Below are 23,138 nucleotides of genomic sequence, written 5' to 3'. Positions count from 1 at the left end.
TTATCGATACGCGAAGAGGTCGCCGGCGTCCGTCAGCACAAACAGGGTGTTGTTGACCGCAATAGGGGCAACGCTGATCGGGTCGTCGAACTCAATCTTGTTGAGGATGTCGCCGTTGGCGGGCGACGCTTCCACAACCTGCCCCAGGCTGTTGGCCATAATCAAGCGTCCACCGGCTGCAATAGGACCAACCCAGTTAATCGGATCCTTGCGCTTCTCCGGATTCTCCCAGCGTTCCAACTGCTTGATCCAGCGGACACGGCCGGTGTCACGCGTCAGCGCCACCAGCTGGGCCTCGTTGTTCACGACGAAAACCCAGTCGCCGACCACGGCCGGCTGATTCTGGCCGCCCACGTCCTGTTCCCAGACGTGCTGGCCGGTGCGCTGGTCGATGGCGACCATGCGGCCGGAATAGCTGATGGCGTAGACCTGGCCGCGATCCACCACGGGCAGGCCCTTGATGTCCGCCAGATTGGCCAGGTTGGCGCCCCGGCGCGAGGACGCGAGGTTGTCGCTCCACGCCGGATGGCCGTTGTCCACGCGCAGGGCGTACAGTTCACCCGAGGAATAGGGGATGATGGTGATGTCGTTCTCGACCGCGGCGCTGGCGCCGCCCAGCAGGGCCGCCGGCTCCGGGAAACCGGCATGCGTCCATTGCAGCACGCGGTTGTTGGACGCCAGGACGATGCACTGGTTGTCGATGGTCACGACGAACACGCGGCCGCCCGCGACCGTGGGGCCGGAACGGATGGGCGCGGCGATACGCTGCCGCCAGGCGACCTTGCCGTCCTTCGGGTCGACCTTGATGGCCTCACCATAGCCGGTGGTGACGAACACCGCGCCGTCGCCCACAGCGACGCCGCCGCCCATGGCTGAACCTTCCTGGTCCGGCCGCTTCATCTCACTGTCCCAAATCTTCTTGCCGGTGGCCTCATCGAAGGCATGCAGCACGAAGTCGGTGTCCAGCAGATAGACCTTGCCGTCCGAAACCACCGGACCATCCAGCAGACGGTTGTCGCTGGACGACCCCTCGACACTGGCCTTCCAAACCTCCTTCAAGGTCTTGGGCAGGCTGACGTGGCCGGGGTTATGGGCGGCGTTGCCACCGGGCTGGGTCCAGTCGGTGTTGGTCACGGCGTCGGGCAGCGTGACCTGCTTGGACTGGGCCTGGCTGTCCGGCTCGATCTGCTGGTCCAGCTGCAGCACCGAGATGCGGTTGCCGGCCAGCTTTTCCTTGGGCTTGCTGTCATCGCCGAAGCCCAGCCAATCGAACATGCCGCAGCCGGTCAGCAGCGTGCAGGCCACCAGCGCGCTGCTGAGACCGATGGCGCGGCGGACGCGCATGGGCCGGGCCGCCGAGGGGCCCCCGGCGGCGAAGGCGGAGGCCACGGTGGAGATCAGGCCGGTGACGGCGTTCTTGTCGGTCATTTCTGCTCGGCGTAGAGGGCGGCGAGATCGGCGGCGCGGGCGCGGACACCCTGGGGTGCGGCCGGGTCGGCGGACAGGGACTGGAAAATCTCCCTGGCCTTGGCCAGGTCGTTGGCACGCAGGTACAGCAAACCGGACAGTTCCTGCGCGGTGTAACGCCAGGGGCCCTTGGTCAGGCCCGAGATGCGCGACTGCAGCTGCGCCGGGTTGCCGGTGTCCACCTGCTGCATCACGGCCAGGATCTGGGCCAGGTCGCGGAACAGGGGATCATTGTCGGCACTGCCGGCGATCTGGTCATAAATGGCGATGGCGCCGGCGGCGTCGCCGCTGGCGGCCTTCAGCCCCGCCTCTTGCAGGCGGGCCAGCGTGGCCGGCGCGCCGCCCAACTGGGGCGTCACGGCCGCCAGCGCGGCCAGCGCATCCTTGACGTTGCCGCCATCAAGGGCGGGGGCCACCTTCTCCGTCGCGGAGATCAGGGCGCTGGTGCGCTCGATCGCCTGCTGGGTGCGGTGCTGGTTCCAGGCCACGTAGCCGGCCGTGCCGGCCAGGATGGCAACAGCCCCCACCAGCAGGTAAGGCCCGACCTGGCGCCACAGTTTTTCCAGTCGTTCGCGGCGAAGGTCGTCATCGACCTCGCGGAAAATATCGCTCATCAGCTCACTCTTCGACACCGAGGCCGGCACCATAACAGCAATCCGCGCCGATACCAGAGGGGCGCGTGACGGTCAAGGAAAGTCCGGATCGATTGTCCCCCAATCCCCCTGCCCGCCGTCCCCGAAAACGGCGACATCGCCCCGCCAATCATGGCCGGGCGGGCAGCATAGATTAAATCAGCCGACCTTGGCACGGGCGGAGAGGCCATTTCCTATCGGTCGGTTGCTTTTGCCGCGCAAAATAAACCGCTGCTGTGGATAAGTCTGTGGAGCGCGGTAGGGAAAACCATTGCATCCCTGTCCAAAAGACAGAGCCGGCGCCCACCCGCACCCCAGCTATAGAGCCACCCGCCCGTGAAACGCCAGGAATGGTGCCACCGCCCCTGTCCCGATTCCCCTGCCCGAAAGGTGGATAATCCCACCCCAAGGGAATAGACGAAGCAAAGACTGGCGGTCCCCGCCGCGTCGCGGTAATGAGCCTGGGCCCCATCCCGGGCCATTGCCTTGCCACCACGCGTGATCCATAGCCGCCATGACTGACACCGCGCGCCGCATCGTCGGCCTCATCGCCACCGAACTTTCCGCCCGCCCCGAACAGGTGGCGGCGGCGGTCGCACTGCTGGACGAAGGCTCGACCGTGCCCTTCATCGCCCGCTACCGCAAGGAAGCGACGGGCGGCCTGGACGACACTCAGCTGCGCACCCTGGACGAGCGCTTGCGCTATCTGCGCGAAATGGAGGAACGGCGGGCCACCATCCTCAAGTCCATCGAGGAACAGGGCAAGCTGACGCCCGAGTTGCAGACCCAGATCGCCACCGCCGACACCAAGACGCGGCTGGAAGACCTGTACCTGCCCTACAAGCCCAAGCGCCGCACCAAGGCGATGATCGCCCGGGAGGCGGGCCTGGAGCCCTTGGCCGACCTGCTGCTGACGGACCCGTCGCAGGAGCCGGAGGCCGCCGCCCAGACCTATATCGACGCCGAGAAGGGCGTGGCCGACACCAAGGCCGCTCTGGACGGCGCCCGCGCCATCCTGGTCGAACGCATGGGTGAAAACGCGGAGCTGCTGGGCTTCCTGCGCGGCTATTGCCAGGAACACGGCCGCCTCGTCTCCACCGTCGTCGAGGGCAAGGCCGAGGAGGGCGCCAAGTTCTCCGACTATTTCGACAAGGCCGAGCCCCTGGCCAACCTGCCCTCGCACCGCGCCCTGGCCCTGTTCCGCGGCCGCGCCGGCGGCATCCTGGACCTGGCCATGAAGGTGGGGGAGGACCCGGCCCCCGGCCAACAGCACCCGTGTGAAGTCGCCATCGCCAACCGATTCGGCATCCAGGACCAGGGCCGCCCGGCCGACCGCTGGCTGCTGGACACCTGCCGCTGGGCCTGGCGCACCAAGATCGCCCTGCACCTGGAACTGGATCTGATGGGCACGGTGCGCGACCGGGCGGAGGATGAGGCCATCGCCGTCTTCGGCCGCAACCTGAAGGGCCTGTTGCTGGCCCCGCCCGCCGGCCAGCGCGCCACGCTGGGCCTGGATCCCGGCATCCGCACCGGCGTGAAGGTGGCGGTGGTGGACGCCACCGGCAAGCTGCTGGAAACCACCACCATCTACCCGCATGAGCCACGCCGCGACTGGGTCGGGTCCATCGCCACGCTGGCGGCCCTGGCCGGCCGCCATGACGTCGGCCTGATCGCCATCGGCAACGGCACCGCCTCGCGCGAGACGGACAAGCTGGCGGCCGACATGATGGCCCAGTTCCCGCAGTTGAAGCTGACCAAGATCATGGTGTCGGAGGCCGGCGCCTCGGTCTATTCGGCATCCGAGGTGGCGGCCAAGGAGTTCCCCAACCTGGACGTCAGCCTGCGCGGCGCCGTGTCCATCGCCCGCCGCCTGCAGGACCCGTTGGCCGAACTGGTGAAGATCGACCCCAAGTCCATCGGCGTCGGGCAGTACCAGCATGATGTCAGCCCGACCAAGCTGGCCCGCACCCTGGACGCCGTGGTCGAGGATTGCGTGAACGGCGTGGGCGTGGACCTCAACACCGCGTCGGTGCCCCTGCTGGCGCGTGTGTCGGGCCTGAGCGACAGCATCGCCCGCAACATCGTGGAGCACCGCGACACCCACGGCGCCTTCCGCAACCGTCGCCAGCTGCTGGACGTGTCGCGCCTGGGCCCCAAGGCCTTCGAACAGGCGGCGGGCTTCCTGCGTATCCGCGACGGGGACAACGCGCTGGACGGTTCGGCCGTGCACCCGGAGTCCTACACCGTGGTGGAACGCATCATGGCCAAGACGGGGCGCACCCTGTCGGCATTGATCGGTGACGTGCCCTTCCTGCGGTCGCTGGACCCGGCGGACTATGCCGATGATCGTTTCGGCGTCCCAACGGTCGAGGATATCCTTAAGGAGCTGGAAAAGCCCGGCCGCGACCCCCGTCCCGAATTCAAGACCGCCGCCTTCAAGGAGGGCGTGGAGGAACTGAAGGACCTGCAGCCCGGCATGGTGCTGGAAGGCGTGGTCACCAACGTCACCGCCTTTGGCGCCTTCGTCGACGTGGGCGTGCACCAGGATGGCCTGGTCCACATCAGCCAGCTGGCCGGCAAGTTCGTGAAGGACCCACACGCCGTCGTCACCGCCGGCGACATCGTCAAGGTCAAGGTACTGGAGGTGGACCTGAAGCGCCGCCGCGTCGCCCTGACCATGCGGCTGGAGGAGCAGGCGGCGCGTCCGGCCGGCAACGGCCCCCGCCAGGACGACGCCCGCCCTGGCAACCGTGGCGACAGCCGCGGCCCCGGCGGCAACCGTCCCCAGGGTAACCGCCCCCATGGCAACCGTCCCGCCGGCGACCGCCCCCAGGATGGTCACAAGGCCGGTGATCGTAAGCCGGGCGGCGGCAAGCCCCAGGAGTCGCGCGGCGGCAGCTTCGGCAACGCCTTCGGCGGCGCCCTGGCCGACGCCTTCGCCCGCGCACGGAAAGACAAGTAAGCCGGAAACAGCACGTCCAGCGGCATGAGCCCGACGCTCATGCCGCTGTCGGGTGCTGGCGCCCAAGGGGGCCTTAACGCTTGTGAATCATCTTGGCGCGGGCCAGTGCCAGGGACTTGGTCAAGGCCTGTCCCAGTTCCCCGCCATCCCCCTTGATATCGTCCCGCACCACGACGTGCATGGCATCGATATGCAGGCCCACCACTGTCAGCAAGGCATCGGTGGGGCTTTCCAGGTCGACCAGGAACTGGTTCATGGAATTGGCGAAGTCCGACAGCAGATTATAACCGAAGGTGCGGCCCAGGGTCATGATGCCGTCGGAAATCTTGTAGACCTTGCGCAGGTGCCGGGCGCGATTTTCCGGGTCGCGCTTCGCCTGTTCAAACGCGGCCTGCAGGCTGGTCAGGTCGATGCGGGTCTGGGCTTGGTGCGCCTTCGCCATGCGGGCCACATGGTTGTTGGCCCGCTCGATGGCCGCGGGGTCGATCTGCCCGGGCTTGCCGTCCGTCCCGCCCACCTTGGCACGCAGCTTGTTCGGCAACTCGATGATCTCCACCACCCGGGTTCCTTTGCCCGGCAGTGGACCCGGCAGCGGCTTTCCAGGCGCTTCCTTGTCGGACTTGTCCGTCATACCCGTCCCTCCTCTAAGGGATCACAACTGTCCAGCACATGGTCCGCCGGCTTCATCATTGGTCTTAATCCACTGTTTCCGTCAGGCCTTCCGCCGTGCCATCGGCGGAGACCTCCCCGGCCGCGACTTCCGGAACGGCCTGGCCCACGGGCGGCAACGCCTCCTCCCGCGATTCTTCCAGGGTCACGCGTTGCCCGGCCATAACGCGGCGGTCTTCGCCGTTATAGGGCAAGGTTTGGCGCCGGCGGTCCGGGCCCATGTAACCGGGCGCGCGAATGAAAGGCCTGGGCTTGTCGACGATGGCCAGCAGCCGTGACGCGACATTGGCCACCGACATGGGTTTGGCCAGGTATTCGGTCACCCCGCTGTCGCGCGCCAGGAACACGGCCTTGTCATCAGCCTCGCCGCTCATCATGACAAAAGGGATGAACTTCAGCTTCTCATGCTCATGGGCGCGCACCCACCGCAGCAATTCCAAGCCATCGACCGGCGACATAAGGTGGTCGGCGAAGACGATGTCGATATCGCTGGCGCCCTGCATCTGGGTCGACACATCCAGGATGGCGGTCGCCTCCTCCCCGCTTTCGGCTTGCAGCACGCGGCCTATCCCCAAGCCTCGCAGCACCCCGACCAGGATGGTGCGCACGAAGCGGTTGTCATCGGCCACCAGAACGCTCAACCCGTCCAAGCGGTAGTATTTTCCGGACTTTGCTGATGCCATAACGCCTGATGCCAGCCGGCCCCCTCGATACAGGGCAGTGTAGCCCCTTCCGTGCTGGGACGCGCGAATTAAAGCGGCGAAACCGCGCATCGCCCCCGGCGACAACCGTCACCCTATCCCGTTGCGCACCCGCCCCGCCGTATTGCCGCCGGGGGTTCGCACGCAGTTAACGGTTTGGTGACAAGCGCCGCCTTAAGGTTCCCCATCCCCGGACGGAGCGCCCCTGCGGCGAACCATTCCCCAGGGGAGGTGTTGAAAGGAGCGCCAGTCCCATGTCCCGGCCTATCCCCCATAACAATCTCATCGAACGCACGTCGGTCCTGACCTACACGCTGATGGAGCAGTTGCACGATGTGCTGAACACGCCCAGCGCGCCCGACGACGTGACGCTGGGCATGCTGATGGGGCTGTCCATGTTCCTGGATGATCAGATCGGCCCTTTCCGCATGACACAGCTGCTGCAAGCCGCCCCCGACATCATCCTGCGCACCGACGCCCATGTGACGCGGGAGCAGATCGACCGTTTCCTGCCGGTCCTGCGCGCCTTCGGCGACAAGCTGGCCGCGCTGACGCCCGACCACTTCGCCGAGGCCACAACCAGCCTGTCGTGACCCGCGGCCGCAATCGCGGCCTTTTCACCGGACGGTGCCAGGCTTATCTGTAAAGGGTCACCGCCCCCGTCAACCGCCGCCATCCCATCCGCGGCTGCCATGGTTGAACGCACATGCTGTCGCAGTTGGACAACGCCCACCCCGCCCTGTTCCTGGTCTTCGCCTGCGTCGCCGTGCTGGCCGCCGCCGGCCTCAGCGTCGGCTATGTCTGGCGGCGCCTGGGACGCCTGGCCGTGCGCCAATCCAACCTAGCGCGCACCGCGTCCGACCACCTGACCCGCCTGCAAGGCGACCTGACCGATTTGGCGGGCCAAGTGCAGCGGTTGGGTGAGTTCAATCAGCGACTGGCCGAAGAGGTGGACATGCTGCGCCATCGCCTGGCCGATGGCGGGTATGAGCCCCAGGACCACCACCCCCGGGTCCTGCATTGAGCGGCGGCGGCAGGACCGCCGGCGTCCCCCCCGTCCGTGAACACGAGATACGCCGCTGGCATGAAAGTGGCCAGGCCTGGGACCGCTGGGCCGATGCCATGGCCGACCCCGCCGCCCGGCTGAACGGACCTCTGCTCGCGGCCCTGGACCTCCGCCCCCATCACATCCTGCTGGACCTTGCCAGCGGCGCCGGTGAGCCGGCGATCACCGCCGCCAAGGGCATGGGCCCCACCGGCCGCGTGCTGGCCAGCGACCTGGTGCCCGCCATGCTGGCCGGCGCCCGCCGGCGCGGCGTCAGCGTCGACGCCTTGTCGTTCATGACAGCCGACATGACGGCCCTGCCCCTGGGCAGCGCCAGCGTGGACCGCGTCAGTTGCCGCTTTGGCCTGATGTTCGTGCCGGACGCCGCGCGCGCCGTGGCGGAGATGCACCGGACCTTGCGGCCCGGCGGCGTCGCGGCGGCGTTGTGCTGGGGCCCGCAGGCGGACAACACCCTGTTCCGGCTAGTCGATGACGCACTGGGGGGGATGCCGGAGCTGGCGGTGCTGTTCCGCTTCGCGGAGGACGGGAGCCTGGCCAGCCTGTTCCAGGGCGCCGGCTTCAACACTGTGGCGGAATCACCCGTGCGCCAGACGGCGTTGGCCGATGCCGCCAAGCCGTTCTGGCGCCCCACCCTGGACATGGCCTTCACCCCCGCCCTGGCCCGACTGGCCCGGGAAGATCGCGCGGCGCTGGAGGGTCGCATCGCCGCCAGCGTGCGGGCGCAGGCGGATCAGGACGGGCGGGTGCCCGTCCATCTCCATGCCCGGCTGGTGGTGGCCCGGAAGACCTGATCAGACGGGCGGCTGTTCCGCCGCCTCATCCGCCGCCGCTTCAGCCACGGGTACGTCCTCCCCGCCAACCAGGGACTCGGCCTGATCCATCAGGCGCCGATACTGGCGCACGCTGAACGGCAGGGTGACGAGATACCCGAGACCCAGGATCAGCAGGGTGGTCCAGGGGGCGCTGACCACACCCGCCGCCAGCAGAACCAAGCCTAGGAAGACGAAGACGACATAGCGCGGGTGGATGCGCAGGCCCTTGAGCGAAAAGGTCGGGATGGCGCTGATCATCAGCGCCGCCATGCCCACGGTCCAGATCACGACGAAGACCGGATGGCCCACCACCGTGCGTCCCAGTTCGAAACTGGCGACGATGGGCAACAGGGCCAAACCGGCGCCGGCCGGGGCCGGCACGCCGGTGAAGTAATTATAGGCCCAGACCGGCTTTTGCGCGGCGGAGCCCAGGGCGGTGTTGAACCGCGCCAAGCGCAGGGCGGCACAGGCGCCGAACAGCAGACAGGCGATCCAGCCGAAGCTGCGCGCTTCGTTCAGCCCCCACATGTACAGAATCATGGCGGGCGCCACGCCGAAGCTGACCACGTCGGACAGGCTGTCCAGTTCCGCGCCGAACTTGCTCTGGGCGTTCAGCAAACGGGCGATTCGGCCGTCCAGCGCGTCCAGGACGGCGGCCACCACGATGGCGACGACCGCATGTTCCCAGCGCTGGTCCGTGGCGAAGCGGATGCCCGTCATGCCGGCCGACAGCGCCAGCACGGTCAGCATGTTGGGCAGAAGCTTGTTGATGGTGAGGCCGCCCAGGCGGGGCGGCCGGATGGCCCGGCGCCGCCGCCCCAGCGTGCCCCCGCCCAGGGCCGGGGGACGCTGCACCATCAGCGCACCACGCCCTGGCGCTGCGGCTCGACGCTGGTCAGGTCGGCCAGGATGGTTTCGCCGCCCAGCGCCTTCTGCCCGACGACCACCAAGGGCTGCACCCCGTCCGGCAGGTAGATGTCGGTGCGGCTGCCGAAGCGGATGAGGCCATAGCGCTCCCCGGTCGACACCACCTGCCCCGGCTTCAAGGTGGAGATGATGCGGCGGGCCACCAGACCGGCGATCTGGACGAAGGCGATCTCACGGCCATCGGGCATGGCCAGGCGGATGCTCATGCGCTCGTTCAGGTCGCTGGCCTTGTCCAGGGCGGCGTTCAGGAACTTGCCCGGGTGGTATTCGGCCCGCGTCACCGTGCCCTCGATCGGGGTGCGGTTGATGTGCACGTTGAACACGTTCAGGAAAATGCTGATGCGGGTCATCGGCGCCGGGCCCATGCCCAGTTCGGGCGGCGGCACGGCCTGGGTGATCATCTGCACCACGCCGTCGGCCGGGCTGACCATCAGGCCGGGGCGGGTGGGCACCACGCGGTCGGGGTCGCGGAAGAAGTAGGCGCACCATGCCGTCAGGATCACCCCGATCCAGCCCAGGAAGGTGGACAGCCAGAACAGGATGAGGGTCGCCACGGCGAAGGCCAGGATGAACGGCCAGCCGGCGCGGTTGATCGGCACGATGACGGTGCTGAGAGCGGACATTTGCACTTTCCGAAGACGGGCCCACGCGGGAGGGCCCAAGGAGGACGGTCGATGCCTTAGTGTAGACACCCCCGCCCCGGATTTTAAGTGCCATTCCATATCGTTCGGGTCCACTGCCACGCACCGGCCCTGTTCAAGGCCGTTTTTCGCCCTACCCCTTGTTAGGGTAAGTGGCCCCATGACCCACCCAGTGAACTATAACGGGTTGCCTACCAGGCTCTTCCGCAAGGGCGGATACCCTTTCGTTTTGTTTTGAGGAAAAATGTAGTCACTGTGGGTCGGCCTTTGGCAACGGCGCGCCCTGGTATCTCGCGACGTTGACAGGTTGAAGCCGTGCGTGCCGAACAGACAATCGATCGGGAACTGACGCAGCGGTCCTCCACGGCCCGTCGCCCCCGGTACCGCATCGTGGTGGTGGAGGATGAGGCGCTCATCGCCCTCGGCCTTGAGCAAATCCTTCTGCACCAGGGACACGAGGTCTGCGCCGTGGCGGCGTCGGTGGATGAGGCGGTCGAGGCCGTGGACCGCCACCGCCCCGATCTGGTGCTGATGGACGTGATGTTGCGCGGTGGCGGCGATGGCGTGGAGGCGGCGGATCGCATCTGGAAGCGCTTCGGCATCCGCAGCCTGTTCACCAGCGCGGTGGACGCCAATATCCTGCGCAGCCGCGCCGCCTCCGTTTCCCTGGGCTTCATCACCAAGCCCTATCGTCCGGAAGATTTCCAGCGCAGCCTGTCAGCCCTGAGCCTCGCCTGACGGCCTGACCGACCGTAGGACTGGCAGAGCCCGCGGTCGCGCGGTATGACGGCGCCATGCCGCCCCTGCCCCAAACCGCCCTTCCCATCGACGCCGTGCTGCCGGACCTGTTGCGGGTGCTGGCCGACACGCCCAACGCCGTGCTGCAGGCCGCCCCCGGCGCCGGCAAGACCACGCGCGTTCCCCTGGCCTTGCTGGACCAGCCTTGGCTGGCCGGCCGGAAGATCATCATGCTGGAACCCCGGCGCCTGGCCGCCCGCGCCGCCGCCAAGCGCATGGCCGACACCCTGGGCGAGGCCGTGGGCGAGACGGTGGGCTACCGGGTCCGCCTGGACACCCGCGTGGGTCCCCGCACCCGCATCGAGGTGGTGACCGAAGGCCTGTTCCTGCGCCAGTTGCAGGGCGATCCGTCGCTGGACGGCATTGGCGCGGTGCTGTTCGACGAATTCCACGAACGCAGCCTGGACGCCGACCTGGCGCTGGCCTTCTGCCTGCAAGCCCAGGGCCTGCTGCGCGAGGATCTGCGCCTGCTGGTCATGTCCGCCACCCTGGACGGCGCCGCCGTGGCCACGCTCCTGGCCAACGGGGGACAGGGCGCGGCTCCCATGGTGACCAGCGAGGGCCGCGCCTATCCGGTCGAAACGCGCTGGGTGGAACCGGCGCCCACCGACCGGCTGGAAACGGCGGTGGCGCGGGTGGTCAAGCGGGCGCTGGGCGACGAGCCGGGCAGCGCCCTGGTCTTCCTGCCCGGGACCGGGGAAATCCGACGCACGGAAAAGGCCCTGGCCGACCTCGGCCTGCCCCGCGATGCCGTGGTGGCGCCCCTGTATGGCGACCTGGCGCTGGACCAGCAGGAGGCCGCCATCCGTCCGGCGCCGGCGGGCCACCGCAAGGTGGTGCTGGCCACGGCCATCGCCGAAACCAGCCTGACCATCGACGGCATCCGCATCGTGGTCGACGCCGGCCAGGCCCGCCTGGGCCGCTTCGACCCCGGCAGCGGTATGAACAGGCTGGAAACCGCCCGCGTCTCCCGCGCGTCGGCCGACCAGCGCCGGGGCCGTGCCGGCCGTCTGGAACCGGGCGTCTGCTATCGCCTGTGGAGCGAGCAGGCGGACCGCGCGCTGGTCCCCTACGCCCCGCCGGAAATCCTGCGCGCCGATCTGGCGCCCCTGGCGCTGGAGCTGGCGGCCTGGGGTGTCGATGACGTGACCGCCCTGCCCTGGCTGGACCTGCCGCCGGCGGCGCCCCTGGCCCAGGCCCGCACCTTGCTGGGCCAACTGGGTGCCCTCGGCGCCGACGGCAAGATCACCCCCCACGGCCGTCGCATGGCGGCACTGGGCATGCATCCGCGCCTGGCCCACATGGTGCTGGTGGGCATGGATTTGGGAATGGGGGCCGCCGCCGCCCATCTGGCGGCCCTGCTGGAGGAGCGCGACCCCCTGCGCGGCATTTCCCGCGACGCCGACCTGCGCCGCCGGCTGGACCTGCTGTCCGGCCAGGACAGCGGCCTGGCCGACCGCAACGCCCTGCGCCAGATCCGGGAAAGCGCCCGCCAGACCATGCGCCAGCTGCGCATCACCGACCGCACCTTCACCGGCGAGGATGCCGGCCGTCTTCTGGCGCTGGCCTATCCCGACCGGCTGGCGCAGAAGCGTCCCGGCAGCCAAGGGCAATACCGCCTGGCCAACGGCAAGGGCGCGGTGCTGGATACCGCCGACGCCCTGTCGCGCCAGGACTGGCTGGCTGTCGGCGACCTGGACGGCGACACGCGCGAAGCCCGCATCTACCTGGCGGCCCCCATCACCCGGGAGGAGATCGAGGAGGTCTACGCCGATCGCATCGTGACGGAAGAACTGGTGAGCTGGGACGGGCGGGAGCAGGCCGTGCTGGCCCGCCGCCGCCGCCGGCTGTTCGGCCTGGTGCTGAAGGACGAGGCGCTGAGCCAGCCCTCGGCCGAGGCCGTGGCCGCCGCCATGATGGCCGGCATCCGCGCCATGGGCCTGGCGGCCCTGCCTTGGACCAAGGCGCTGGAGGCCTGGCGGGAACGGGTGCGCTTCCTGCACCGTTCCGGCGGCCAGGATGTCTGGCCCGACCTGTCGGACGAGGCGTTGCTGGCCACTCTGGAGACTTGGCTGGCCCCTTATCTGGCGGGCATCAGCCGCGCCGGCCATCTGCCGCGCCTGGACCTGCACAGCGCGCTGACCGGCATGCTGGACTGGCCGCAGGGCCAGGAACTGGAGCGCCAGGCGCCCACCCATATCGACGTGCCCAGCGGGTCGCGCCTGCCCATCGACTATTCCGGCGAAATCCCCACCCTGGCGGTGCGCCTGCAAGAGCTGTTCGGCCTGGCCCAGACGCCGACAGTCGCGGGCGTCCCCGTGCTGCTGCACCTCTTGTCCCCCGCCCACCGGCCCATCCAGGTCACCCGCGACCTGGCGTCGTTCTGGGCCAACACCTATCGGGACGTGAAGAAGGATCTGGGGGGGCGCTACCCCCGCCATTACTGGCCCGACAACCCGCTGGAGGCGGAACCGACGGCCCGGGCCAAGCGGCGCGGGACGTGACGGGGCACACGGGTCAGTATTTCGTCGTGACGGTGAACAGGTACTGCCGCGGGGCCGACCGCATGAACGTCTGGTAATCGCCGGACACGGAGTAACCGCCAATGCCCACGGACCCGATGTTGTGCCGGTCCGTCAGGTTGTTGACGCTGAGACGGAAAGTCAGGTCCGGCAGGGTGTTCCCCTGAGGGATGTGATAGGCCACGTAGGCGTTCATCTCCCAATAATCCGGGACATAGATGTCGTTGGTGTAGGTGAACGGATTGTCCAGATAGACGGTGCTGGTGACGCCGGTTTCAAACCCGTCGTACCGCGCCGTGACCTGGGTGATGAGGGACACGCCGGGATAGCCCGGTTGATAATGACCCTTGAGCGGACTGGTGCCGTCCGGCGTCCTCAGGTCGGACTCATAGCGCAACTTGCTGACCGACACCGACTGGGACACCGTCAGCCATGACGCCGGTTTGGCACTGACAGTCGCGTCCCCGCCCACCAGGCTGGACCGGGACACGATGCCGACGGTGCGCACGGGATTGAACTGCGGCCCGCTGGTACCGTTCAGCAGACGGTCGAGGACGATGCCGTAATAGGCGTCGACGGTCAGGCTGATATCGCCGAAGTCATGATAGGCGCCGACGGTGAAGTTCCAGTCCCGCTCCGGCTTCAGCAAGGCGCGCGCGGCGTCGAAGATGTCCTGGCTGTCCGCCGCCCAGGCGGAGGAGACGGGGCCGATGTTGCCGCGCGACGACACGCGGTAGCCGATCATGCTTTCCCCCATATCGGCGTAGATCGAGGTGTCGGGGTCTGGGCGCCAATCGACCGACAGGTGCGGCAGGAAGGAGTCACGCGCGCTCAGCGTACCGTTCGGCGCCCGGTCGGGGCCGATGCCGCCACCGCTGGTCGTGAAATCCACGGCCTTGACGCCACCCTTGATCGTCAGCGTCTCCGTCGGCTTGTACACGTCCTGCACATAGATCTGACGGGAATCGGTGCTCCAGCGGGAGTCGTTCGCGGTCTGGAAGGCGGGGCCGTAGGTGTCATAAGGCCCGATGGCCTTCAGCGGGGCGCCCTGCCCCGGCAGGGGCTGATTATACCAGGCGAATAGGGAGGTGGACGTCGCGCGCTCGATCCACAGGCCGGTGGAAAGGGTGTGCGCGCCCCAGTCATAGGACAGGTTGGCGGTGCCTCCGAAACGCTGGGGGCGGGTCCGCCAGACCTGCGAAGAGAACGGGGCGCCGGTCTGCGACGGGGTGGTGACGTCGGAGATTTCGATATTGGAGTCGCTGACGGCGCCATAGGCCATGACGCTGCCTGACAGCGCGTCGGACAGGCGGAAATCGTGCGTCAGGTTACCGACGAAATCGTCCGTGGCCTGCCCGGTGTCATAGGGGACGAGGGATGCCAGTTCACCGCAGGTGTAGGCCCCGCATGATGCGTTGGCATTCTGGGGGGACGCCACATAGACCGCCCGTGCGTAGCTGGGATAGAGGATATCGGTTCCGTTCCAGCCAAGCTTGGACAACATATCGAACGACGTATTGTTGTATCCCCAGATCTCCGCGCGGGAGTAGGAGAAGAACGCGGTAAAATCGCCCCATGGCACGTCCTGAACCACCTTGGCATTGGCGTGCAGCATGTATTGCGTGCCCGCATCCGTGTATTTGTCCTTGGAAATCCGCTCGACGCCCAGCAGGACGCGGGGGCCGTTGTCCCCGATCCGCCCGGTCTGCCCGGTGACGCTGGTGACCAGGGTGTCATTGCTGCCATAGCCCTGGGTCACGCTCAGCGACGGCTTGGTATCGGGGTCGATCAGCGCGTAGCGCATTTCACCGCCATTTACCGAGTTCGAGAACGTGTCCACGCCGGCGGCCCCGGGGGCGACCTTGATGCTGCCGATATCATCCGTCACGCCGATGTTCAGCGGTGCCGTCCCGGTGACGCTGCCATAGCTGCCGTCATTGAGCGGAATGCCCTCGAAGGTGATCGCCAGCTCGTTCTGGCGGACCCCCCGGACCAACAGGAAGCCGTCCGAGAGGTCCAGGCCATAGGCGTCGGTCGATGTGAAGGTCACCCCGGGCAGGTTCTTCACCAGGGCCAGGGCGCTGGTGCCGGCCATGGCGTCGGCCCAGTCGTTGCTGTTCAGCACGAACTGGTTGGGGGCCACCGGCACGGCTGTGCCATCGGTGACGCTTCCGCGCCGGCCGACGATGACGATCTCCATCTCCTCGACCGGCGCATCCCCGGACGCAGCCTCCGCCGAGGCGCCATCACCCCGGGAAGCGGTGGTCGGTCCCTGGGCCAGGGCCGGCGAAAAAAAGGCGCCAAGAATAAGGGCAAGCGCGGACACCCGAAGGCTGCCCGCCATACCCGGAATGTGGGCAAGCCCGTCCCGGGCGGGCGACGTCCCCGGTGGCGACACGCGGGGGTGGTGAAAAAGTTCACAGAGGGTCATGATGTTCCATTCCGGCCATGCGGAAAGACGCCCTCCCCCAATATTCGAAGGGCGCTCCGTCTATTTTGTTTATTTTGAAAATTTCAGCTGAATACTGAGAAATCCTCAGTATTGCCTATCGCGAACGCCTGCTGGCTCCCTGCCGCTCGACCCATGCGTGGATCGCCTGGTAGCGGCGGTCGACCCAGTCCAGGCCAAGCCGCTTGAGGCGCCCTTTCGGAAGGACGGAAAGGAGGAAGGTTTCAACCTGCCAGAGCGCCCAGAGTTGAAGGCGGAGCCGCAGTGGCAGGGCATGGTGGGGGTGGGGACAGGTCATTTGAGTACCCTTCCCTCGCCCTCGCGGGCCTCACGCCCGCCGGGCGCAGGGGAAACGGACAGCCCGTGCGATGCAACAACGGTCGTCGTCCCCGCCGGAGGCCGCAGGGCCCCGATTTGTGGGATGGGCGCGTCCAGCCCGATGGCCGCCTCCAGGATTTTCAGGAGGATCAGGGCGACGGCGATGAAAAGGTAGCCGCGCAACACCCCCATCCACAGCCGGGTCATGCCCGTCATCTTGGGCGGTGGCAGCTGGTCCAGCGGCGGCATCCGCCACGTCCGGCGCTGGGCCGGTGCCATCGCCTGGAAACGGCGGTCGATATGAGGCCCCACCGAACCGTTCCGCCCGACATGGCGTCGCACATGGGGCGCCAGCGCGACCAGGCCCACCAGCCCCAGCATGATGCCTCCGATGAGGATTTTCAGGATGACGGCGGCGCCGATGTCCGGGAAGATCGTCGCCACCGTCAGGATGATGGACAGCAACACCAAGACCCAGATCACCAGGCCCGTGAACAGGTTGCGCCGGGTCCCGTTGCACCACGGGCCCAGCACCGCCCTGTCGTTGCACAGCAACAGCAGGAACACCGTCGCACTGGGAAGAAGCACGCCCGCCAGGGCCTGCACGGCGTTGGTCAGGAAGCCCAGGAAGGCATCACTGGAAAACGCCACCAGCACGGCCGCGACGGCGATGAGCGCGCCATAGGCCATGTAGAACCCCGTGGCGTCGGTGATCTTGCGATGCAGGGAATGGCGAACCCGGAGGACATCGGCGATGGCGTAGGATGACGCCAGGGAAACCGCGGCGGCGCCAATGAGGCAGGCATCCAGCAGCGCGATGGCGAAGAAGGCCGCCGGAACGGGCCCGACATAGTCGTGCAACGCGGCGATGATGCCGCCCGTGTCCGAGAAATGCCCGAACTCGGGCTTGGCGGCGAACAATGCCGCGCAAAACGCCATCATGGCGACGGCGCCAATAATGACCAGCCCGATCCCGATCCAGAGGTCAACCTTGGCATAGGTGTTGAACGCGGGCGTGATGCGCTTGTCGATGATGTAGCTTTGCTGGAAGAACAGCTGCCAGGGCGCGATGGTCGTGCCGACGATGGCGATGATCAGCAGCATGACCGTCGCCATGTCCGAATGGGCCGGCCATTGCGGCACGAACAGACCTCGGGCGATGTCCCCGATGGGGGGATGCACGGCGAAAAGCACGGGCAGCAGGAGAAGGCTACCGGCCACCAGGCACAGGGCGAAGCGCTCGAACCGCTTGAAGCTGCCCGTGCTGACGGCACCGATGATGAGCACGGACGCGGCGATGAGGCCGGGAATTTTCGGCAGGCCGAAATAGCGCAGCACGAAGGTGATGCCGATGAATTCGGTGACGATGGTCAGCGCATTCAATAGCACCAGATCGATGATGCTGAACGCCCCCCAGAATTTGCCGAAACGGTCGAAGATCAGGCGGGCATGGCCGACGCCCGTCACCGCCCCCAGCCGTGCCACCATCTCCTGGTTCACGTACAGCACGGGGATCAGCAGGATCAGCGTCCACAGCAGGGTGAGGCCATAGTTCTGCCCGGCCTGGGTATAGGTGCCGAAGGCGCCGGCATCGTTGTCACCGACCATGACGATCAGCCCAGGACCGATGATGGTCAACAGGGTGAGCAGACGGGCCCGCCAGGTCTTGCGGACGGCGGTGTCGCCGCGCCGGATCGTGCCGAACGCGCCCTGGATGTCGCCGACATGGGCGGCGTCCAGCACCGCCGGCGCGCTCGACGCCAACTCGATCTGCTCCAGCGCGGTGGGGGAGTCCCCTAGGCTGGAATCGCGGCGGGGAACGAGATGGTCCATGCTGTCAGACCTCCCCAACGACACACGGCTGCTTGGGCAGCTTTTCGGCCAAGCCGAAGGCATCCGCGCGTCGGCGCATTTCAGCCCAGACATCATCCGGCCGAATGTCCAGGGCATGCCACAGGACCACGAGATTATAGAGAAGGTCGGCGCTTTCACGGACCGCCGCATCGGGACGCTTGCGCACCCCCTCCAGGGCCACTTCCGCGGTCTCCTCCACGACCTTCTGCGAGATCTTGCGCAAACCGGCCCGCAAGAGCTGGGCCGTACGGGGATTTTTCGCGGGCGACACATGGTCCAGGGCGCCATACAGCCGCGCCACTTCATCGGCCACGGCAGGCGCGGAACAGGGCAAGGCGACGCTTTCGGCGCGGACCGACAATAATACTACCGAGGAGTTCATGATTTCATTCCTGGGACCGCCCCCGGCGGGGGGCTGAACGCGGCCAGCCGCGCACACGGCCACGCGCCTCAAGGGGCATGTCCCCCTTGAGTGGGCAACCGACGGCGGGCCCTGTCGCGATGGCCTCTGATCAGGCGGATTTCGGATATGGAAGCGCGGAGGTGGGGCCACTCGACGGCGGCCCCGCCCCGGCCATCAACCACGCGGTGGGGCGCCGCGCGGGGATGTCTCAGCCCTGCGTCTGGGGCTCCCAGTCGGAGACGGGCCGGCCGTTCGGGCCCATTTTCCAACGCAGGCAGAGTTTCGGCCGCTGGCACTGAAAGCCAGTCGGCGCCAGGGAATGCGCCAGCGCCAGCGGGGCAAACGGGCGGGCGGATGCGATGGACGCCCGGCGGGCGTCGAAGTCGAGAAAAGCGGCCATGGCCACCTCCATGAGGTCAAGCGGTTGCTCGAACCCGGGCGGCCTGGCGCAACACGGTCAGCGACGAGGCGCTGGCGCTGCTACGGTGACAGGACGATCCCCGGGACGATCCACCCCTGCGAAGTGCCGACGGCAGGCGTGCGCCTACTATCGCCCTCCAGGGGGTCGGTGCTAGATCGCGGGTTCATGTGATCCCTTACGGTGCAGGACAGCCCCAGCCCGGAGAGGCTGGAACACGCGGCGTCGGCCCTATGACCATCGCGGCGCCCCCAAGTCTTAATTAATTCATCGCGTATATTACAAGTATACGCGGGTATGTCGCCCCCATGGGTTCGCCCGCATCCACTAGAAAAAGCTGCGCCTTTTAAAGGGGTTAGCGTCCAGAGTCCTGGCACGCGTCCCTCAGCGTGCCGGTCGCGGGCGAGGAATGCCTTTACCTCATGCGTCTAATCGCGCCACCCTCGGCGTCACCTGCAGTATCATTGGAACTATCGTCGATGAGCGTATGCGGGCCCAAATGACCATCCCCACCGAACAGCGTCATTCATCGGGCGTCTTCTGGAACACCAAGAAGAAAAAGAGCCTGGGATCGGCCATCATCCCCACCATCGCTGTGATCATAACAGCCGCCGTCTTTATAATAGACACCATTACCCCTTATGAAATTTCCGCAGCCACGTTCTACGTGGTTGTTGTCCTGCTATCGTCGATATTCTGCCGAACGACGGGTGTATTGTCGGTATCGGCGGTCTGCTCCACACTGACGGTGGTCAGTTTCATTTTGACACCTGACGGCAATTACAGGAGCGGTATCGCCAACACCTCAATCAGCCTGCTGGCGATCGGTGCCACGACCTATCTGGCGATCCGGATCGAGACGGCGCGTCTGTTGACCGAGAGGGCGCAAGCCGATCTCGCCCATGTCGCCCGTGTCACCACCCTGGGTGAAATGGCCGCGTCCATCGCGCACGAGGTCAACCAGCCCCTGGCGGCCATCATTACCAACGCCAACGCCTGCACGCGCTGGCTGCGCGCCACGCCCCCCAATCTGGAGAAGATCGGCGAGTCCATCGCAAGCATGGTCGACGACGCGGAACGGGCCAGCGACATCATCCGGCGCGTCCGCGCCCTGGCCACCCGCGGGGAGTTGAAGAAGGCCCCGGTGGGGATCAACGACGTGATTCGGGACGTGGTCGCCCTGATGCAGTCCCGCCTGCGCGAGGACCAGGTGACCGTGCGCACCCATCTGGCCGAAGACCTGCCCATGGTCTTCGGCGATCACGTCCAATTGCAGCAGGTCGTGCTCAATCTGCTGACGAACGCCGTGGACGCGATCAACGCCGCCCCCGGAGCCAAGCGCGAAATCAGGATCGACTCCTCCGAACGCGACAAGAACGACGTCATGGTCAGGGTCGAGGACGGCGGCGTCGGCATTGCCCCAGGCGTCATGAGCACGCTGTTCGACGCCTTCAAGTCAACCAAGCAGGGCGGCATGGGAATAGGGCTTTCCATATGCCGCTCCATCATTGAAAGCCACGGCGGCGCCATTTGGGCGACGCCCAACAAGACAGCCGGCGCGACCTTCCATTTCACCGTGCCCGGCGAGAGGAAGAAGACACCATGACTGCCAATCAACCGTCCCCCGAGGCCAAAGGCGCCATCATCGTCGTCGATGACGATCCCTCGATGCGCAAGGCTCTGACCAACCTTTTCAACTCCCTCGACCTGACGGTCCACGCGTTCGCCTCGACGCGCGAGTTCCTGGATTGGCCCCTGCCCGATACGCCCCTGTGCCTGGTGCTGGACATCCGGATGCCCGGCCAGAACGGCCTGGACTTCCAGGAGGAGTTCGCGCCATCGCATGAAGAAATCCCGGTGGTGTTCATCACCGGCCATGGCGACATCCCCATGTCCGTCCGCGCCATGAAGGCCGGCGCGATCGAGTTCCTGACCAAGCCGTTCAAGGAGCAGGACTTGCTGGACGCGATTTATGCGGGCTTGGCGAAAAGCGCGGCCCGCCGCGCGGAAAAGGCCAAGGTTTCGGACGTGTACGGCCGCTATCAAAGCCTGTCGCCGCGTCAGCGCCAGGTCATGGACATGATCCTGAACGGACAATTGTCCAAGCAGATCGCGGCCACGCTGAAGCTGAGTGAGATCACCGTGAAAATCTGCCGCGCGCAACTCATGCGCAAGATGGAGGCGACATCCCTTCTGGAACTCGGCCGCATGGCGGAGAAGATTCAGGGGGTGGCCAAGTCGGCACCCCAGGACGGGCCTGGCGAGGGGCCCGGCGCGTGACGTCCGGCCCTTAGGTGCGCCCCTCTTTGGCACGCCCCCCTTTGGCCTGCCAAGACTCGACCACGGCGCGGGCCACGGCCGCGATGAAGGCGTCCGCTCCCTCCCGTGGGCCGTGGACGCTGGCGACATAGACCGCTACGGCATACCGGCCGCCATCGGGCGCGGTCATCAGGCCCACATCGTTGTTGGCCAGCGTCACGCCCTCAACCGAGGGGCCGGCACCCGGCTTGTGCGCCACCGCCCAGCCGGCACCCAGGCCGGCCTTCAGGCGATGGGGCTGGGTCGTCGTATGGTCCAGGATGTCCAGCAGGCGGCGGGTGCTGGCGGGGCTCAGGAGGTCGCCCTTGTTCAGCCGTTCCAGCAGCAGGGCCATGCCCGCGGGCGTGGCGGTGTCGCGCGGATCGCTCAGGTACGCGTCGCGTTTGGCGATGCGGGTGGCCGTGGGCACCGCGTCGGCGGCGGCCTGGAACGCCGCCGGCTCCCGATAGGCGTCCGTCCAGGTCAGGCCCAGGATATCGCTTTGCAGGTGACGCTCATCCCGGTCCACACGGATGCCTTCCAGCCCCCGGGCGTTCAGCGCGGCCTGCACCGTCGCCGGTCCACCGATCAGGCGTAGCACGGTGTCGGCGGCGATGTTGTCACTGTCCGCCACCATGCGGACCATGAGGTCGCCCAAGGTTGTGGTCCAGCCGCCGGGCGTAATGTTCTTGGCCAGGGGCTGCCAATAGACGGACCGGTCCTCGGGGTAGAGCGTGACCTTGTGGTCGAGGTCGGTTGCCCCCTTGTCCACCAAGTCCAAGAGGGCGATAGCGACGGTCAGCTTGAACACGCTTTGCTCGGGAAAGCGCTGATCCGCCCTCACTCCCGCCACGGCGCCCGTCGCCGGATCGCGCACCGCGATGCCGGCGTGGCCCGGGAAATCGTGGGCCAGCCGGTCGAGGCGGGCCTGAAGGCCGCGCATGTCCAGCGTTCCGGCGGCGGCCGTGGACATGGCCAAGGCAAGGGCGAGGACGGCAGCACAGGCCGTACCCAGGAACGGCATCCGCATCGCTTCAGACCTTGGTGGTCAGGTCTGTCAGCTTGCTCAGCAGATAGTCCAGGTCGTCGCTGGCCATTTCCTCGAACTGGGTGAGGATTCGTTCCAGCATCTTGCGGCGATGGCGTTCCAGATCGTGCTCCCCACCATCGAACTCCGTCTCGCTGGCGACGTCCAGCGCCACCTTGATGGCCGGATAGATGGACTGCGGCATGCCGGTGCGGTCGAACAGCGCCTTCATGCCCAGCTTGCCGGCGTCATGGATCAGCATGCGGGCGTTGGGTGCGGGGATGCGGGCCAACTGGGCCAGCGCCACCTCGAAGAAGGCGACGTCGCCCATGCACAGCGACCGCAGCAGCAGCGACGGCGACAGGCGGCCGTTGCGATACAACTGCTCCACCAGCGTTTCCAGCTGGGCGTCGGTGGCGACGCCCACCAGCCCGTAGGTCGCCTTTTCCCGGCCCTGCAGGACGATGTCGCTCGCCACATCGGCCGGCAGTTCGTGCCGTTCCACCAGTCGTTCGCGCAGCTGTTCCGACACCATGGTCACCAGTCGCTCGGCGATGGTGACCGGCAAGCTGCCCCGCTCGATCAGGGGGGCATGGACGGCGTCGCTCTTGGGAAAACGGTTCAGCACGCGGGTCAGCGCGGCCTCCGTCACCCGGGCGGCCTCATTGCCCATCAGGGTGGCGACGGCGGTTTCGCCCCCTGTCTCCACCAGCACATCGGCCACGCCCTCGGACACCTCGGGCCGCTTGGCCACCGCCGATTGTTTCGCGTCCGATCCGGTCTTGATCAGCTCGATCAGGTCGGCATCGGTCAGGACCGATGAGACCTCGATGAAGGGCAGCGACACCTCTTCCACGTCGCGCGCCAACTGCAGCGCCACGTCACGGGGAATCGCGGGATAGGTCTTCAGGCTTTCCGACAGCGCGGACCGGACGCGCACGGCGGCGTCGCGGGCCATCAGGCGGACGATGTCTTCGGCCAGGGCCCGTTCGGACGGCGAAAGCTGGTCGGCGCCGAACTGGGCGGCGACCTTGGTGGCCATCTCGGCCCGTGTCGTGGCGGATGGATCGGCCAAAAGCCGTTGCACATCCTGATGCGTCAAGGTCTCGGACATTGGCAGGGCAACCCGCTCCCTTCGCTACCGGCCGGCCACCTGGCTTGTCGTCGATACCCC

20 protein-coding genes are annotated in these 23,138 nt (G+C 67.1%); 8 read left to right on the top strand and 12 right to left on the bottom strand.

Translation table 11 applies throughout. The features are described 5' to 3' along the window. Together FBZ90_RS05755 and FBZ90_RS05750 are read right to left on the bottom strand one after the other, a co-directional pair. A complete protein-coding gene (locus FBZ90_RS05755; RefSeq protein WP_246130172.1) occupies positions 1-1,428 on the bottom strand; it encodes an outer membrane protein assembly factor BamB family protein in 1,428 nt (475 codons plus the stop codon). Further along, positions 1,425-2,081, bottom strand: coding sequence for a tetratricopeptide repeat protein (locus FBZ90_RS05750; RefSeq protein WP_186455630.1), 657 nt, complete (start codon positions 2,079-2,081; stop codon positions 1,425-1,427). Before FBZ90_RS05750 ends, FBZ90_RS05755 begins: the two co-directional genes overlap by 4 nt. Before the next feature lie 532 nt (positions 2,082-2,613). Between FBZ90_RS05750 and FBZ90_RS05745 the strand changes: the two genes are divergently transcribed. Continuing rightward, positions 2,614-5,061: a Tex family protein gene (locus FBZ90_RS05745; protein WP_145730075.1), complete on the top strand. Its 2,448-nt coding sequence runs from the start codon at positions 2,614-2,616 to the stop codon at positions 5,059-5,061. A 73-nt stretch (positions 5,062-5,134) separates the two neighbouring features. On the opposite strand, the gene FBZ90_RS05740 is transcribed toward FBZ90_RS05745, so the two are convergent. Together FBZ90_RS05740 and FBZ90_RS05735 are read right to left on the bottom strand one after the other, a co-directional pair. Continuing rightward, positions 5,135-5,692 (bottom strand): hypothetical protein, encoded by a 558-nt coding sequence (locus FBZ90_RS05740; protein WP_145730074.1) that lies wholly within the window; start codon positions 5,690-5,692, stop codon positions 5,135-5,137. Positions 5,693-5,756: 64 nt separating this feature from the next. Next, entirely contained in the window at positions 5,757-6,413 is a 657-nt protein-coding gene (locus tag FBZ90_RS05735) for a response regulator (RefSeq protein WP_186455629.1), read from the bottom strand. A gap of 272 nt (positions 6,414-6,685) precedes the next feature. Here FBZ90_RS05735 and FBZ90_RS05730 point away from each other — a divergent pair, with 272 nt between their 5' ends. The 3 genes from FBZ90_RS05730 to FBZ90_RS05720 all read left to right on the top strand — a co-directional run bounded on the left by FBZ90_RS05730 (position 6,686) and on the right by FBZ90_RS05720 (position 8,288). Then, positions 6,686-7,024, top strand: coding sequence for a hypothetical protein (locus FBZ90_RS05730; RefSeq protein ID WP_145730072.1), 339 nt, complete (start codon positions 6,686-6,688; stop codon positions 7,022-7,024). Positions 7,025-7,137: 113 nt separating this feature from the next. Next, a complete protein-coding gene (locus FBZ90_RS05725) occupies positions 7,138-7,455 on the top strand; it encodes a hypothetical protein (RefSeq protein ID WP_145730071.1) in 318 nt (105 codons plus the stop codon). A gap of 98 nt (positions 7,456-7,553) precedes the next feature. Next, entirely contained in the window at positions 7,554-8,288 is a 735-nt protein-coding gene (locus tag FBZ90_RS05720) for a class I SAM-dependent methyltransferase (RefSeq protein WP_145730070.1), read from the top strand. Here FBZ90_RS05720 and pssA read toward each other — a convergent pair whose 3' ends face one another. Next, positions 8,289-9,167 (bottom strand): CDP-diacylglycerol--serine O-phosphatidyltransferase, encoded by an 879-nt coding sequence (pssA, locus tag FBZ90_RS05715; protein WP_145730069.1) that lies wholly within the window; start codon positions 9,165-9,167, stop codon positions 8,289-8,291. Further along, positions 9,167-9,859, bottom strand: coding sequence for a phosphatidylserine decarboxylase (locus FBZ90_RS05710; RefSeq protein ID WP_145730068.1), 693 nt, complete (start codon positions 9,857-9,859; stop codon positions 9,167-9,169). The genes pssA and FBZ90_RS05710 overlap by 1 nt, the downstream gene beginning before the upstream one ends. 333 nt (positions 9,860-10,192) lie before the next feature. On the opposite strand from FBZ90_RS05710, the gene FBZ90_RS05705 reads away from it, so the two are divergent. Both FBZ90_RS05705 and hrpB read left to right on the top strand, forming a co-directional pair. Continuing rightward, on the top strand, positions 10,193-10,615 hold the full coding sequence (locus FBZ90_RS05705; protein WP_145730067.1) for a response regulator: 423 nt from the start codon (positions 10,193-10,195) through the stop codon (positions 10,613-10,615). 56 nt (positions 10,616-10,671) lie between these two features. Beyond that, positions 10,672-13,179, top strand: coding sequence for an ATP-dependent helicase HrpB (hrpB, locus tag FBZ90_RS05700; protein WP_145730066.1), 2,508 nt, complete (start codon positions 10,672-10,674; stop codon positions 13,177-13,179). Positions 13,180-13,192: 13 nt separating this feature from the next. Here the strand turns inward: hrpB and FBZ90_RS05695 are convergent, their stop codons facing one another. From FBZ90_RS05695 to FBZ90_RS05680, 4 genes are all read right to left on the bottom strand, one after another. Next, positions 13,193-15,523 (bottom strand): TonB-dependent receptor, encoded by a 2,331-nt coding sequence (locus FBZ90_RS05695; RefSeq protein ID WP_186455627.1) that lies wholly within the window; start codon positions 15,521-15,523, stop codon positions 13,193-13,195. A 417-nt stretch (positions 15,524-15,940) separates the two neighbouring features. Further along, the gene (locus tag FBZ90_RS05690) at positions 15,941-17,797 is read right to left on the bottom strand and encodes an NRAMP family divalent metal transporter (RefSeq protein WP_145730064.1); all 1,857 of its coding nucleotides are present in this window, start codon (positions 17,795-17,797) and stop codon (positions 15,941-15,943) included. Positions 17,798-17,801: 4 nt separating this feature from the next. After that, entirely contained in the window at positions 17,802-18,200 is a 399-nt protein-coding gene (hisE, locus tag FBZ90_RS05685) for a phosphoribosyl-ATP diphosphatase (protein WP_145730063.1), read from the bottom strand. Between the two features lie 229 nt (positions 18,201-18,429). After that, positions 18,430-18,621 carry a hypothetical protein gene (locus FBZ90_RS05680; RefSeq protein WP_145730062.1) on the bottom strand — a complete coding sequence of 64 codons (192 nt, stop codon included), beginning with the start codon at positions 18,619-18,621 and terminating at the stop codon, positions 18,430-18,432. A 517-nt stretch (positions 18,622-19,138) separates the two neighbouring features. Between FBZ90_RS05680 and FBZ90_RS05675 the strand changes: the two genes are divergently transcribed. Together FBZ90_RS05675 and FBZ90_RS05670 are read left to right on the top strand one after the other, a co-directional pair. Beyond that, positions 19,139-20,245, top strand: coding sequence for a sensor histidine kinase (locus FBZ90_RS05675; protein ID WP_145730061.1), 1,107 nt, complete (start codon positions 19,139-19,141; stop codon positions 20,243-20,245). Further along, positions 20,242-20,919 carry a response regulator transcription factor gene (locus FBZ90_RS05670; RefSeq protein WP_145730060.1) on the top strand — a complete coding sequence of 226 codons (678 nt, stop codon included), beginning with the start codon at positions 20,242-20,244 and terminating at the stop codon, positions 20,917-20,919. The genes FBZ90_RS05675 and FBZ90_RS05670 overlap by 4 nt, the downstream gene beginning before the upstream one ends. A 10-nt stretch (positions 20,920-20,929) precedes the next feature. Here FBZ90_RS05670 and bla read toward each other — a convergent pair whose 3' ends face one another. Continuing rightward, positions 20,930-21,967: a class A beta-lactamase gene (bla, locus tag FBZ90_RS05665; RefSeq protein WP_145730059.1), complete on the bottom strand. Its 1,038-nt coding sequence runs from the start codon at positions 21,965-21,967 to the stop codon at positions 20,930-20,932. 4 nt (positions 21,968-21,971) lie between these two features. Then, entirely contained in the window at positions 21,972-23,078 is a 1,107-nt protein-coding gene (gene spbR, locus FBZ90_RS05660) for a SpbR family protein (protein WP_145730058.1), read from the bottom strand. Positions 23,079-23,138: the final 60 nt, after the last annotated feature.

Source organism: Nitrospirillum pindoramense (assembly GCF_007827955.1).
In the GTDB taxonomy this organism is placed as follows: domain Bacteria; phylum Pseudomonadota; class Alphaproteobacteria; order Azospirillales; family Azospirillaceae; genus Nitrospirillum; species Nitrospirillum amazonense_B.
The sequence above is the reverse complement of the archived record's forward strand: the minus strand, read 5'-3'. Positions and strand labels throughout refer to the sequence as shown.

What these genes read in the sequence shown, in the direction of transcription:
- FBZ90_RS05690 (WP_145730064.1), bottom strand. Translation starts at nt 17,797, where the DNA reads ATGGACCATCTCGTTCCCCGCCGCGATTCCAGCCTAGGGGACTCCCCC.
- spbR (WP_145730058.1), bottom strand. Translation starts at nt 23,078, where the DNA reads ATGTCCGAGACCTTGACGCATCAGGATGTGCAACGGCTTTTGGCCGAT.
- hisE (WP_145730063.1), bottom strand. Translation starts at nt 18,200, where the DNA reads ATGAACTCCTCGGTAGTATTATTGTCGGTCCGCGCCGAAAGCGTCGCC.
- FBZ90_RS05730 (WP_145730072.1), top strand. Translation starts at nt 6,686, where the DNA reads ATGTCCCGGCCTATCCCCCATAACAATCTCATCGAACGCACGTCGGTC.
- FBZ90_RS05675 (WP_145730061.1), top strand. Translation starts at nt 19,139, where the DNA reads ATGACCATCCCCACCGAACAGCGTCATTCATCGGGCGTCTTCTGGAAC.
- FBZ90_RS05745 (WP_145730075.1), top strand. Translation starts at nt 2,614, where the DNA reads ATGACTGACACCGCGCGCCGCATCGTCGGCCTCATCGCCACCGAACTT.
- FBZ90_RS05750 (WP_186455630.1), bottom strand. Translation starts at nt 2,081, where the DNA reads ATGAGCGATATTTTCCGCGAGGTCGATGACGACCTTCGCCGCGAACGA.
- FBZ90_RS05670 (WP_145730060.1), top strand. Translation starts at nt 20,242, where the DNA reads ATGACTGCCAATCAACCGTCCCCCGAGGCCAAAGGCGCCATCATCGTC.
- FBZ90_RS05740 (WP_145730074.1), bottom strand. Translation starts at nt 5,692, where the DNA reads ATGACGGACAAGTCCGACAAGGAAGCGCCTGGAAAGCCGCTGCCGGGT.
- bla (WP_145730059.1), bottom strand. Translation starts at nt 21,967, where the DNA reads ATGCGGATGCCGTTCCTGGGTACGGCCTGTGCTGCCGTCCTCGCCCTT.
- FBZ90_RS05725 (WP_145730071.1), top strand. Translation starts at nt 7,138, where the DNA reads ATGCTGTCGCAGTTGGACAACGCCCACCCCGCCCTGTTCCTGGTCTTC.
- FBZ90_RS05735 (WP_186455629.1), bottom strand. Translation starts at nt 6,413, where the DNA reads ATGGCATCAGCAAAGTCCGGAAAATACTACCGCTTGGACGGGTTGAGC.
- FBZ90_RS05720 (WP_145730070.1), top strand. Translation starts at nt 7,554, where the DNA reads ATGGCCGACCCCGCCGCCCGGCTGAACGGACCTCTGCTCGCGGCCCTG.
- FBZ90_RS05680 (WP_145730062.1), bottom strand. Translation starts at nt 18,621, where the DNA reads ATGGCCGCTTTTCTCGACTTCGACGCCCGCCGGGCGTCCATCGCATCC.
- pssA (WP_145730069.1), bottom strand. Translation starts at nt 9,167, where the DNA reads ATGGTGCAGCGTCCCCCGGCCCTGGGCGGGGGCACGCTGGGGCGGCGG.
- hrpB (WP_145730066.1), top strand. Translation starts at nt 10,672, where the DNA reads ATGCCGCCCCTGCCCCAAACCGCCCTTCCCATCGACGCCGTGCTGCCG.
- FBZ90_RS05710 (WP_145730068.1), bottom strand. Translation starts at nt 9,859, where the DNA reads ATGTCCGCTCTCAGCACCGTCATCGTGCCGATCAACCGCGCCGGCTGG.
- FBZ90_RS05755 (WP_246130172.1), bottom strand. Translation starts at nt 1,428, where the DNA reads ATGACCGACAAGAACGCCGTCACCGGCCTGATCTCCACCGTGGCCTCC.